Genomic DNA, 12,387 nt, shown 5'->3' with positions numbered 1-12,387 from the left:
GTGGAGATGTCGCAATCCACACCGAACCCGGAGGCCCTCACCCATTTCAAGAACCCAGCACGCGTGTCACCAACGTCCCGGGACAACACACCTAGGCCGTCCCTTCCGGGCTGCCCGGCGGATCCGGGCGTGGAGGCGGCCCGTACCCCCGCCGACTGGGGTACGGGCCGCAGCTCTCGTGGGGGACTGTGCAGGCAGTGTGAACCTGCCGTCGGGAGCCGTCAAGCGTTCGCGCAACGGCTCCGCTCCGGGCCAGGTCAGCGGACCGCCACCACCGCCGAACCATGCCCGAACAGGCCCTGGTTGGCGGTGATCCCGGCCCGCGCGCCCGGCACCTGCCGGTCCCCGGCGGTGCCCCGCAGCTGCCAGGTCAGCTCGCACACCTGGGCGATGGCCTGGGCCGGCACCGCTTCGCCGAAGGAGGCGAGCCCGCCGCTGGGGTTCACCGGCACCCGCCCGCCCAGCGCGGTCGCCCCCTCCCGGAGCAGCTTGGCGCCCTCGCCCTCCGGGCACAGCCCGATGTCCTCGTACCACTCCAGTTCCAGCGCGGTGGACAGGTCGTACACCTCGGCCAGCGACAGGTCCTCCGGCCCCAGCCCGGCCTCCTCGTACGCGGCCCGGGCGATCGAGGACCGGAACGAACCGGGCGCGGGCTCCACCGCGACGGCCGAGTCGGTGGCGATGTCGGGCAGGTCGAGCACCGTCCGCGGATAGGTGGGGGTCACCGTGGACACCGCCCGGATCCGCACCGGGTCGCTCACCCCGTGCGAGCGGGCGAAGTCCATCCCGCACAGCACCAGCGCGGCCGCCCCGTCCGAGGTGGCGCAGATGTCCAGCAGCCGCAGCGGATCCGCCACCACCGCCGAGGCGGCCACCTCGGCCGCGGTCACCGCCTTCCGGTAGCGGGCCAGCGGATTGAGCAGCCCGGCCGCCGAGTTCTTCACCTTGACCTGCGCGAAGTCCTCGGGGGTATCCCCGTACACGGCCATCCGGCGGCGCGCGTAGAGCGCGAAGTACGCCGGATTGGTGGCCCCCAGCACCCGGAACCGCAGCCAGTCCGGATCGTCCGGGCGGTCCCCGCCGGCCGGCGCGAAGAACCCCTTGGGCGCCGCGTCCGCACCGACCACCAGCACCACGTCGGCCAGCCCGGCCAGGATCTGAGCCCGGGCCGTCCCGATGGCCTGGGCCCCGGAGGCGCAGGCCGCGTACACGCTGGTCACCCGGGCCCCCTGCCAGCCGAGGGCCTGGGCGAAGGTGGCCCCCGCGACGTAGCCGGGATAGCCGGACCGGACGGTGTCCGCGCCCACCACCGAGTCGACCCGCCCCCACTCCAGCCCGGCGTCGGCGAGCGCGGCGCGCGCGGCCGCCCGACCGTACTCGACGAACCCGCGGCCCCACTTGCCCCAGGGGTGCATACCGGCGCCCAGCACCGCGATGTCCTCGGTCACCGCGCACCCCCCACCGGCCGGAAGCACCAGCTGGCCGAAGCCGACTCGGGCGCCGAGGCCGCCCCGTCCGCCCCGTCCGCTCCGGGCCCGCCGCCGAGCACCCCGGCCACCACCTCGACCTCCATGCCCACGGCGAGGTCCGCGACGGTCACCCCGGGCGCCGCCTGCCCCAGGACCACCATCCGCTCGGCCGCCAGCTCCACCGCGACCAGGGTGTACGGCTCCCAGGGGACCTCCGGATCGGAGAGGTAGGGGGCGGGCGGCCGGTAGCGGCCGTCGGTGTAGGACCAGACGCGGCCCCGCCCGGACAGCGGGACCTCGACCAGCTCGCCGTCGCCCGGGCAGCCGGGATTGCGGCAGAAGGCGTCCTGGCGGGGGAAGAACACCGAGGCGCAGGCCGAGCAGCGGGTTCCGAGCAGCCGGAACTCCCCGTCCGGCCCGTCCTCGGTGAACCAGCCGTCCACCACGGGTGTCAGCGCGCTCTCCAACTCGGCCCCCTCCGACCGCGTCCACCGAAACTGACGTACCGTCAGTTCCCTGTCGGGTGCAGTCTGACACGGGACCCCGCCGGGGTCACCGGTTCTCGGCCAGCCACTTCCCGGCGATCTCGGCCAGCTCGCCGTCCCGCCCGGCCAGCATCATCCGGATCATCTGCGCGTCCCCGCGCAGCGACCAGGCCGGATGCCCGAAGGTCGCCGGGTTGTTCCCCTCGATCAGGAAGTGCGCGGGCCAGGCCGTCCCGTAGCCGATCAGCGGCAGTGCCGCCAGATAGCGCCCACGGCCGCGCGCCAGCCCGTAGGCGGCGATGGCGAGCCCGGTCAGGGTGCCCGTCAGATGCACCCAGCGGGTCGCGGCACGGGAGTGCATGGCCACGTAGTAGGGCCAGAACTCCTCATAACACCCGAACCCCGCCCCCTCACCGGCCTGATCCGTCACCCCATCCGTCACCCCATCCGTCACCCCATCCGTCGTTGCCCCGCCCATCGCATCGCTCATCGCATCGCTCATCGCATCGCTCATGCCACGGCACGGTACTCACGGCCGGACCGAGGCGGAACGCACCGGAGCGTCGAAGTGCCGCTCCGGATAAGGCTCTTCGGCCAGCCGGAAGTGCCACCACTCCTCCGGCAGCGCGGTGAACCCCTGCCCGGCCAGCACCTCCGCGAGCAGCCGGCGACGCTCGCGCGGCGCCCCGGTGATCCGCGGATCCGCGCCGTGCGACAGCGGATCGAAGAAGTCGAACCGGGTGCCCATGTCCAGCGGACGCCCGGCGGGCGTGGTCAGCGTGACGTCCACCGTGCTGCCCCGGCTGTGCCCCGACCGCTCCGCGATGTACCCCTCCGGGATCAGCCGCGCCTTGGGCACCCGGGGATGGAACTCCGCCCGGATCCGGGGGTCCTCCGGCTCCGCGGCCCAGCGGACGAACCGGTCCACGGCCCGCTGCGGCCGGTAGCAGTCGTACACCATCAGCGAGAACCCGCGCCGCGCCAACACCCGCCGGGCCCGCCCCAACGCCACCGCCGCCTCCCGCGTCAGCAGACAGACCGGCTCCTCGTACCCCGGCACCACCGCCCCCGTGAAGTTCCCCGCCCCCGCGTACCGCATGTCCTGCCACACCCCCGAATCCACATCCCCCAACCGCACAAACCCCCGAGGCAACCCCCCACCCCCCACCCCGTCCGAGCCGCCCGGCCGGTCCTCGCCCGCCACCCCGGCCCCACCCGTCGCCCGGGTCGCACCCTCCACCCCGACGGCCCCCCGGGTCCCGGCGGCCCCCTCCGAACCGGCTCCCCCCACCACCTCCCCGACTCCCCCCACTCCCACGACCGCCGCCAGCACCGCCGCAACCACCGTCCACCTCATGCCCCTTCACCTACCATGGCGCCATGCCCACACCGGCGAAGGACTCGCACTGCTCCGCCTGCGGAACCCCGTTCACCACCACCGACTGGCCCCGCACCTGCGGATCCTGCGGCTCCGCGGCCTACCGCAACCCGCTGCCGGTGGCCGTCGCGCTGCTGCCCGTGGAGGACGCGGAGGGCACCGGGCTGGTGGTGATCACCCGCACCATCGAGCCGGCCCTCGGCGGTATCGCCCTGCCCGGCGGATTCATCGACTTCGGCGAGGACTGGCGCACCGCCGTGGTCCGCGAACTCCGCGAGGAGACCGGTATCCACGCCCCCGCCACCGAGGTGGTCCTCGCCGACGCCCTCAGCTCCCCGGCCGGCCACCTGCTGCTCTTCGGCCTGCTGCCGCCCCGCCATGCCGACACCCTGCCGCCCTCGGCGCCCACGGACGAGACCACCGGCTGGCACCTCCTGCGCACCCCGGCCGAACTGGCCTTCCCCCTCCACACCCGCGCCACCACCGCCTGGTTCGCCGGCCGCTACACCTGACACCCCCCACCACGCACCCCGCCCGGTGCGGCGCCCCGCTCCGGGCCGCCGAGCCGCGGTTCCGCCTGAGCCATGGCCCGCCGGGCCCGGCTCACAGCCCCCGCACCACCACCTCCCCGCCCTCCACCACCGAGCCGTCCTCCCGCTCGACCACCACCTCGTCCTCCCGCCACCGGGACACGAACCGTTCGACCGTCACCGCCCCGGTCCCCGACTCCGCCGCGGGCCCGCCGCAGGCGACGGCGCCGCCGCCGGTGCGTCCGCGGGCCGGGGCCCACACCTCCAGCAGGTCCCGGCCGCCCTCCCGGACCGGGATCACCGCCCCCGCCCGGGCCAGTACCGGGATCCGCCCGAGCGGCGCCTCCAGCAGCACCTGTCCCGGCCCCTCGTACGCCCGCCCCGTGGCGGTGTCGTACCAGCGCCCCCATGGCAGCCGCACCGCCCGCCGGTCCGCCCCGCATTCCAGTACCGGCGCCACCAGCAGCGCGTCCCCCAGCAGGAACGCGTCCTCGCAGTCCCGCAGAGCCCGGTCCTCCGGCGCCCCCCACCACAGCGGCCGTACGTACGGCGCCCCGGTCCGCCGGGCCAGGTGGGCCAGGGTCAGGAAGTACGGCCGCAGCCGCTCCCGTTCCGTCAGCGCGGCCTCCGCCGCCGCCAGCACCTCCGGCCCGAACTCCCAGGGTTCGCGCCGCCCCGCCCAGATCGCCGCGTGGGTCCGGAACAGCGGCAGCCAGGAGCCCAGTTGGAACCAGCGCGCGTACAGCTCGGGCGTCGGCGACCCGCCGAAGCCCCCCACGTCCGGCCCCGAGTACGGCACCCCGCACAGCCCCAGCCCCAACACCAGCGCCAGCGAGGCCCGCAGCCCCTCCCAGCTGCTGTCCACGTCTCCCGACCAGGTGCCCCCGTACCTCTGCATGCCGGCCCATCCCGACCGGGAGAACAGGAACGGCCGCTCCTGCGGCCGCAGTCGGAGGAGTCCCTCCCAGCCGGCCCGGGCCATCCCGAGCGCGTACACGTTGTGGGCCTCCCGGTGGTCGCCGCCGGCCCCGTCCAGATGGTGCCGGGCCGACCTCGGCAGGCTCGGGTCCCCGAACGGCGCGAAGGACACCGGCTCGTTCATGTCGTGCCAGAATCCGGCGAAGCCGTTCGCCAGCCGTTCCTCGTACAGCCCGCCCCACCATTCCCGGACCGCCGGATCGGTGAAGTCCGGGTAGCCGCAGGTCCCCGGCCACACCTCGCCGCGCACCTCCTGTCCGTCCGCGTCCCGGACGAAGGCCCCGGCGGTCCCCACCGCCCGGCCGGAGGCGTACAGCGAGTCCGGCACCTCCGGCTCCGCCTTCACCGCCGGGTCCACGATCGACACCAGCCGGGTGCCGTCCGCCGCCAGTTCCCGGGCCAGTGCCGGAAGGTCGGGGAACGCCTCGCGGTCCACGGTGAACACCCGGTGCGCGTCGTAGTGGTCGATGTCCAGGTGCAGCGCGGCCAGCGGCAGCCCCCGCTCCCGGTAGCCGGCGACCACCCGCCGCACCTCGGCCGCCGTCCCGAACCCCCATCGGGCGTGGTGGTGCCCCAGCGCCCAGTCCGGCGGTACGGCGGCCCCGCCGGTCAGCCCCGACCAGCCCTGGAGCACCCGGGCCGGCGTCCCCACCAGCACCCAGCAGCGCAGCGGCCCGCCCTCCATCCGCAGTTCGCTCACCCCGGGCCGGTCCGGCCCCGAACCGGCGCCCTCCTCGCCCTCGCGCAGGGTGAACCGCCCGTCCCACGGATCGTCGTAGAAGACGAGGTGGGTGCCGGCGTCGGCCACCACCATCTGCACCGGCATGGTGAGGTACAGCGGATCGTCCCCGGGGCCGAATCCGCCGCCCGGGTCGGAGTTCCACAGCCGGTACTCCCCGTCCCGGAGCCGGGGCCCCGAGGCCCGGCCGCCGAGCCCGAAGAACCGCGCGTCGGCCGGCACCTCCGACCGCACCAGCCACCGGGCCGCCCCACCGGAGCCCCCGCCCGCCCCCTCACCGGACCGCCCACCGGACGGCCCGCCGGAGCCGGAGTCCCCACCACCCCCCGCCGGCTCCCACCAGCGCGGCGGGGACTCCCGCCGCAGCACCGTCCCGCCCGGGGTCCGCAGCTCCACCGCCCCCACCCGGGAGACCGCCACGGTGACCCGTTCCGACACCACCCGCCAGCCTCCCCCGGTGTCCGGCTCCAGCACCACCCGCGGATCCGGTTCCGGCCCCGGACCGACCAGCGCGTACGAGGGCTCCGGCCGGGCCCCGTCCCAGCCCCAGAACACCGCCCCGCCCGCCGTGACCCGCACCAGCAGCTCCGACCGCGCGAACCGCAGCACACCCCCGCCCGGCATCGGCTCCACGGACGCCAGCACCCCCGGCACCCGGGCCCGCTCCGGCCCCCGCCGCGGCAGCGCGGCGGCGTCCGCGCGCCGGTGGCGGACCGCGGCCCGCCACGCCCGCCGGCCCCGCGCCGTACCGAGGTCCTTCAGCGCCCGCACCAGATCACGACCTTGACCGTTCATGCCGCTCACCCTGCCACCGGCCGCTCCCCGAGCGGGCCGCGTTCAACTGCCGTTCACCAGGAAAAGGATCATCCGTGGCCACCCCCGACCGCTCTGGTGCGGAAGTCGATCACATGGCATGGTCCCTGTGAGCCGACGCGCACCCACCCACCGCGCACCGGCGCCGTACGCACACGAGGCGCACCGCCGCACACCCCCGGGAGCCGACCCATGACCGCAACCAGTCCGTCCGCACCGCTCTGGACCCCCGGCCCCGACCGGATCGCCGCCGCCCGGATCACCGCCTTCCAGGCCTGGGCCGCGGAACACCACGGAGCGCCCGCGGACGGCGGCTACCCGGCCCTGCACCGCTGGTCCGTCGACGAGCTCCCGGCCTTCTGGCAGGCGGTCGCCGAATGGTTCGACGTACGCTTCGGCACCCCGCCCACCGAGGTGCTCGCCGACCGGGCCATGCCCGGCGCCCGCTGGTTCCCCGGCGCCACCCTCAACTACGCCGAGCACGCCCTGCGGGCCGCCGAGGACCCGGCCCGCTCGGCCGAACCGGCACTGCTCCATGTGGACGAAACCCACGAACCCACCCCGGTCAGCTGGGCCGAGCTCCGCCGCCGGGTCGGCTCCCTCGCCGCCGAGCTCCGCGCCCTCGGCGTCCGCCCCGGCGACCGGATCAGCGGCTACCTCCCCAACATCCCCGAGGCCGTCGTCGCCCTCCTCGCCACCGCCGCGGTCGGCGGGGTCTGGACCTCCTGCGCCCCCGACTTCGGCGCCCGCAGCGTCCTCGACCGCTTCCAGCAGGTCGAACCGGTGGTCCTGTTCACCGTGGACGGCTACCGCTACGGCGGCAAGGAGCACGACCGCCGCGACACCGTCGCCGAGCTCCGCGCCGAACTCCCCTCGCTGCGCGCCGTGGTCCACATCCCGCTGCTGGGCACCGAGGCGCCCGAGGGCACCCTCCCCTGGGACTCCCTCACCTCCGCCGACACCGCCCCCGTCTTCGAGCAGCTGCCCTTCGACCACCCGCTGTGGGTGCTGTACTCCTCCGGGACCACCGGTCTGCCCAAGGCCATCGTCCAGTCCCAGGGCGGGATCCTGCTGGAGCACCTCAAGCAGCTCGGCCTGCACTGCGACCTCGGCCCGGAGGACCGGTTCTTCTGGTACACCTCCACCGGCTGGATGATGTGGAACTTCCTGGTCTCCGGCCTGCTCACCGGCACCACCGTGGTGCTCTACGACGGCAGCCCCGGTTATCCGGACACCGGCGCCCAGTGGCGGATCGCCGAACGCACCCGCGCCACCCTGTACGGCACCTCCGCCGCCTATGTGATGGCCTGCCGCAAGGCCGAGGTGCACCCGGGCCGGGACTTCGACCTCTCCTCGGTGAAGTGCGTGGCCACCACCGGCTCCCCGCTGCCGCCGGACGGCTTCCGCTGGCTGCACGAGGAGGTCGCCGAGGACCTGTGGATCGCCTCCGTCAGCGGCGGCACCGACGTCTGCAGCTGCTTCGCCGGCGCCGTCCCCACCCTCCCGGTGCACATCGGGGAGCTCCAGGCCGCCTGCCTGGGCACCGACCTCCAGTCCTGGGACCCGTCCGGCAAGCCGCTGATCGGCGAGGTCGGCGAACTGATCGTCACCAACCCGATGCCCTCCATGCCCATCCGGTTCTGGAACGACCCCGACGGCAGCCGCTACCGCGACAGCTACTTCGAGATGTTCCCGGGCGCCTGGCGGCACGGCGACTGGATCACCATCACCGACCACGGCTCGGTGGTCATCCACGGCCGCTCCGACTCCACCCTCAACCGGCAGGGCGTCCGGATGGGCTCCGCCGACATCTACGAGGCTGTGGAACGCCTCCCCGAGATCAAGGAGTCCCTGGTCATCGGCCTGGAAGAGCCGGACGGCGGCTACTGGATGCCGCTGTTCGTGCACCTCGCGCCCGGCGCCGTCCTGGACGACGCGCTGCGCGAGCTCATCAAGCGGACCATCCGCACCGAGCTCTCGCCGCGGCACGTCCCGGACGAGATCATCGAGGTCCCGGGGGTTCCGCACACCCTGACCGGCAAGCGCATCGAGGTCCCGGTGAAGCGGCTCCTCCAGGGCACCCCGCTGGACAAGGCGGTCAACCCGGGCTCGGTGGACGACCTCGGCCTGCTCGGCTTCTACGCTGAACTGGCCCGGAGCCGCCGCCCCTGACCCACACCAAAGGTCACTGTCAGTATCCATGGTTACGCTGAGTGAGCACTGCTTGTCATGCCACCAGGGGGGACCATGCCGAAGAACCGCACCACGACCACCGCCCGCGCCCGGATCCGGGCCCGCGGCAGCCGCGGCCTCCGCCGCGAAGTCCCCAGCACCCTCGGCCTGATCGCCGACGCCCGGGACTTCGCGGCCATGCGGGGCTACCCCAGCTTCACCTTCCAGGACCACCAGGAATACCTGGACCACGTCGACGCCCTGCTCCACGCCCTGGCCGCCGAAGGCATCCACACCACCGTCGCCCTCTTCGACCCCGAGGAGTTCGCCGAGTTCTGCGCCGAGACCGGCCTCGACCCGGACACCCCCGGCGCCCGCACCTGCTTCACCGCCGAACTGGCCGGCACCGGCGCCGGCCTCCCCTATACCGGCCAGCCCATCGGGGAACTCGTCCCCCTGCTCATCGACGAAGCCGTCCGCCAGGCCACCTGGGAGTACGCCACCCTGCTCCTCGCCGGAATGGGCCGCTGCGCCGACTGCGGCGAGGACATCGGCCAGGCCTCCTTCGAACAGGCCGGCCGCATCCTCACCCGACTGCTGGCCGGCGCCGGCCCCGGCCACCAGCACCTGGTCTGCACCGTCCCCGCCGAAGCCGAACTCCTCACCGCCGTCCTCACCACCGAAACCCCGGAAGCACCCCCGGCCACCCCTGCCGCCCACGCCCGCGCCCGCGAACGGATCGACTTCCTCACCGTCCTCGCCGCCGGCATCGCCCTGGCCGGCCCCGGGGGAGTGGTCCTCCGCCGCAGCACCCCCGGCCACCCCGACCGGCTGCACGGCTGGCGCCTCGACTCCGGCCGCCTGCTCCCCCTCACCGAGGCCGCCGTCTTCGACGCGTACTGCACCGACGCCGACACCGGAGACCCCGTCGCCCCCGAACCGGGCGTCGAGTACCGCTCCGGATACCCGGTGGACGACAACCCCCGCCCGCACCACTGACCGGACGACCGGACACGACCGAGGGGCCCCCGCCGTCCAGGCGAGGACCCCTCGGTCACTCCGGTCGATCACTCCGGCCGAACCGGCCGGTCCGGCCTACTCGCCGGACAGCACCGCCTGCGCGGCCACCCGCGCCTCCTCGGCGCTGTCCGCGGCCCGGGCCGCCGCCGCGGCCCGCTCGCACTGCGCGAGGGTGTACTTGGCGAGCGTCGCCCGCACATAGGGAATGGACGCGGCACCCATCGAAAGGGAGGTCACACCCAGACCGGTCAGCACACAGGCCAGCAGCGGGTCGGAGGCCGCCTCACCGCAGACACCGCAGCTCTTGCCCTCGGCCCGGGCCGCCTCCGCCGACATCGCGATCAGGTCCAGCAGCGCCGGCTGCCAGGGGTCCTGGAGCCGCGACACCGCGCCGACCTGACGGTCCGCGGCGAACGCGTACTGCGCCAGGTCATTGGTGCCCAGCGAAAGGAACTCCACCTCCTGGAGGATCGAACGAGCCCGCAGCGCGGCGGAGGGGATCTCCACCATCGCCCCGAACTTCGCCCGCAGCCCCGCCTCACGGCAGGCGTCCGCGAACGCCTTCGCGTCGATCCGGTCGGCCACCATCGGGGCCATGACCTCAAGGTAGACCGGCAGCCCCTCGGCGGCCTTGGCCAGCGCGGTCAGCTGGGTCCGGAGCACCTCCGGGTGGTCCAGCAGCGACCGCAGACCCCGCACGCCCAGCGCCGGGTTCGGCTCGTCGCCCGGAGTCAGGAAGTCCAGCGGCTTGTCGGCACCGGCGTCCAGCACCCGCACCACCACCCGGCCCTCGGGGAAGGCTTCGAGCACCTTGCGGTACGACTCGATCTGCTTCTCCTCGGACGGCGCCTTCTTGCTATCGTCCAGGAACAGGAACTCGGTGCGGAACAGACCGACGCCCTCGGCGCCCGCCTCCACGGCCGCCGGCACGTCCGCCGGACCGCCGACGTTCGCCAGCAGCGGCACCTTGTGCCCGTCGGAGGTCGCACCCGGACCGGAGGAAGCGGCCAGCGCCGCCTTCCGCTCCGCGGCCGCCGCCTCCAGCTGCGCCTTCTTCTCCGCACTCGGGTCCACGAAGATCTCACCGGTGGAACCGTCCACCGCGACGACCGTGCCCTCGGCCAGCTCACCGGCACCCGGCAGCGCCACCACGGCCGGCACACCGAGCGCCCGCGCGAGGATCGCGCTGTGACTGGTCGGCCCGCCCTCCTCGGTGACGAAGCCCAGCACCAGCGCCGGGTCCAGCAGCGCCGTGTCCGCCGGCGCCAGGTCCCGGGCGATCAGCACATAGGGCTCGTCACTGTCCGGCACGCCCGGCATCGGCACGCCCAGCAGCCGGGCCACGATCCGGTTCCGGACGTCGTCCAGGTCGGCCACCCGGCCGGCCATGTACTCCCCGGCCCCGGCCAGCAGCTCGCGGTACGCGGCGAACGCGTCGTAGACACCGCGCTCGGCCGTGCTCCCGACGGCGATGCGCCGGTCGACGTCCGCCATCAGCTCGGGGTCCTCGGCGATCATGGCCTGGGCCTCCAGCACGTGCTGGGCCTCACCACCGGCCAGCTGACCGCGAGCGATCAGATCGGCGGCAACCGCGCTCACGGCCTTGCGGGCGCGCCCCTGCTCGCGCTCCGCGTCCTCCGCGGCGATCTGCTTGGCCGGCGGCTCCAGGACCGCCGTACCCATGTGCCGAACCTCGCCGATCGCCACACCGTGGCTCACGCCGACGCCTCGCAGCGTTGTCTCCATTTCACCGTCTCCGATTGAGCGGCGGAACGCTCCGCCGCGATGGATGTACGACCCCTACGACCGGCCCCCGGAGGGGCCCGCGGTCACGCCCAGCCGAACAGGACGTCGCTGGCCTTGACGTCCCCGGACTCGATCACGTCGGAGAGGGCGTCGGCCGTGGCCTCCAGGGCCACCACCGGACACACGGGGGACTTGCCGGCGGCCTCGACGGCCGCGGGGTTCCACCGCACCACGGCCTGGCCGCGGCTCACGGTGTCGCCCTTGGCGACGAGCAGCTCGAAGCCCTCGCCGTTGAGCTGAACGGTGTCGATCCCGAGGTGGGTGAGCACACCGTGCCCCTCGTCGTCGACCACTACATAGGCGTGCGGGTGGAGGGAGACCACCACACCGTCGACGGGGGACACCGCCTCCGAGGGCTCGCGCACGGGGTCAATGGCGGTGCCCGGTCCCACCATGGCGCCGGAGAACACCGGATCGGGCACTGCCGCGAGTCCGATGGCGCGCCCGGCGAGTGGGGACGTCACGCTGGTCATGGGGGCCTCCCAGGGGTGGGGCTACGTCGTGTCGCCGTCACTGACTGTTGCGAACGGCGTACTCTTCAGAAGGATAAGTCACAGGTTGTTCCGGTTCGCCCGATGATGGTCCTGAACCGGACCGGACCTTCGGCACGGAGACTAGTGGACTAGACCGGTGGACTAGACCACAAGTCCACGCGCGGTCGCGCGTGGCTTCCCAGCGATTTGCCCGCACCTCGCCCCGAGGTGTACTGTCGTGAGTCCTGCCTGACCGGGGCACGTGAACACAACGTGAACAAGAGGTCGGCGGGCATTCGTCTACCATCAGCCGTTCCCGTTTTCCGAAACGCATTTGCATGCCCCTTTATCGGGTGCGAGCGAGTGGTCAGGAAGCCGCGGAAACACTGATAGAGTCGGAATCGCCGGAAAGGGAAACGCGAAAGCGAAAACCTGGAAAGCACCGAGGAAATCGGGTCCGAAAAGATCTGATAGAGTCGGAAACGCAAGAACGAAGGAAGCGCCCGGAGGAAAGCCCGCGAGGG

General features: G+C 73.8%; 11 protein-coding genes. 3 read left to right on the top strand and 8 right to left on the bottom strand.

Features of this window, described 5'->3' with window-relative positions:
- Window positions 1-257: 257 nt before the first annotated feature.
- From ACZ50K_RS37265 to ACZ50K_RS37250, 4 genes are all read right to left on the bottom strand, one after another.
- Complete coding sequence (locus ACZ50K_RS37265) at window positions 258-1,448, bottom strand: lipid-transfer protein (protein ID WP_468911831.1); 1,191 nt, start codon at window positions 1,446-1,448, stop codon at window positions 258-260.
- The gene (locus ACZ50K_RS37260) at window positions 1,445-1,936 is read right to left on the bottom strand and encodes a Zn-ribbon domain-containing OB-fold protein (protein ID WP_468911828.1); all 492 of its coding nucleotides are present in this window, start codon (window positions 1,934-1,936) and stop codon (window positions 1,445-1,447) included. The genes ACZ50K_RS37265 and ACZ50K_RS37260 overlap by 4 nt, the downstream gene beginning before the upstream one ends.
- Before the next feature lie 85 nt (window positions 1,937-2,021).
- A complete protein-coding gene (locus tag ACZ50K_RS37255) occupies window positions 2,022-2,384 on the bottom strand; it encodes an Mpo1-like protein (protein WP_468911827.1) in 363 nt (120 codons plus the stop codon).
- Between the two features lie 99 nt (window positions 2,385-2,483).
- Window positions 2,484-3,158 (bottom strand): M15 family metallopeptidase, encoded by a 675-nt coding sequence (locus ACZ50K_RS37250; RefSeq protein ID WP_468911834.1) that lies wholly within the window; start codon window positions 3,156-3,158, stop codon window positions 2,484-2,486.
- A gap of 176 nt (window positions 3,159-3,334) precedes the next feature.
- On the opposite strand from ACZ50K_RS37250, the gene ACZ50K_RS37245 reads away from it, so the two are divergent.
- Entirely contained in the window at window positions 3,335-3,844 is a 510-nt protein-coding gene (locus ACZ50K_RS37245; protein WP_468911824.1) for an NUDIX domain-containing protein, read from the top strand.
- Window positions 3,845-3,935: 91 nt separating this feature from the next.
- Here the strand turns inward: ACZ50K_RS37245 and ACZ50K_RS37240 are convergent, their stop codons facing one another.
- Window positions 3,936-6,374: a glycoside hydrolase family 31 protein gene (locus tag ACZ50K_RS37240; RefSeq protein WP_468911823.1), complete on the bottom strand. Its 2,439-nt coding sequence runs from the start codon at window positions 6,372-6,374 to the stop codon at window positions 3,936-3,938.
- A 210-nt stretch (window positions 6,375-6,584) separates the two neighbouring features.
- Here ACZ50K_RS37240 and ACZ50K_RS37235 point away from each other — a divergent pair, with 210 nt between their 5' ends.
- Both ACZ50K_RS37235 and ACZ50K_RS37230 read left to right on the top strand, forming a co-directional pair.
- A complete protein-coding gene (locus tag ACZ50K_RS37235; RefSeq protein ID WP_468911821.1) occupies window positions 6,585-8,564 on the top strand; it encodes an acetoacetate--CoA ligase in 1,980 nt (659 codons plus the stop codon).
- A 75-nt stretch (window positions 8,565-8,639) separates the two neighbouring features.
- Entirely contained in the window at window positions 8,640-9,563 is a 924-nt protein-coding gene (locus ACZ50K_RS37230) for a hypothetical protein (protein WP_468911819.1), read from the top strand.
- A gap of 96 nt (window positions 9,564-9,659) precedes the next feature.
- Here ACZ50K_RS37230 and ptsP read toward each other — a convergent pair whose 3' ends face one another.
- The 3 genes from ptsP to ACZ50K_RS37215 all read right to left on the bottom strand — a co-directional run.
- Complete coding sequence (gene ptsP, locus ACZ50K_RS37225; RefSeq protein ID WP_468911817.1) at window positions 9,660-11,330, bottom strand: phosphoenolpyruvate--protein phosphotransferase; 1,671 nt, start codon at window positions 11,328-11,330, stop codon at window positions 9,660-9,662.
- Between the two features lie 83 nt (window positions 11,331-11,413).
- On the bottom strand, window positions 11,414-11,863 hold the full coding sequence (locus tag ACZ50K_RS37220; RefSeq protein ID WP_468911815.1) for a PTS sugar transporter subunit IIA: 450 nt from the start codon (window positions 11,861-11,863) through the stop codon (window positions 11,414-11,416).
- 306 nt (window positions 11,864-12,169) lie between these two features.
- A partial coding sequence (locus ACZ50K_RS37215) for a hypothetical protein (protein ID WP_468911812.1) occupies window positions 12,170-12,387 on the bottom strand: 218 nt, incomplete at its 5' end.

Source organism: Streptomyces sp. NPDC033845 (assembly GCF_055576225.1).
The sequence above is the reverse complement of the archived record's forward strand: the minus strand, read 5'-3'. Positions and strand labels throughout refer to the sequence as shown.

Coding starts and splice junctions, on each gene's coding strand:
- ACZ50K_RS37240 (WP_468911823.1), bottom strand. CDS start 6,374: ATGAACGGTCAAGGTCGTGATCTGGTGCGGGCGCTGAAGGACCTCGGT.
- ACZ50K_RS37235 (WP_468911821.1), top strand. CDS start 6,585: ATGACCGCAACCAGTCCGTCCGCACCGCTCTGGACCCCCGGCCCCGAC.
- ACZ50K_RS37230 (WP_468911819.1), top strand. CDS start 8,640: ATGCCGAAGAACCGCACCACGACCACCGCCCGCGCCCGGATCCGGGCC.
- ptsP (WP_468911817.1), bottom strand. CDS start 11,330: ATGGAGACAACGCTGCGAGGCGTCGGCGTGAGCCACGGTGTGGCGATC.
- ACZ50K_RS37220 (WP_468911815.1), bottom strand. CDS start 11,863: ATGACCAGCGTGACGTCCCCACTCGCCGGGCGCGCCATCGGACTCGCG.
- ACZ50K_RS37245 (WP_468911824.1), top strand. CDS start 3,335: ATGCCCACACCGGCGAAGGACTCGCACTGCTCCGCCTGCGGAACCCCG.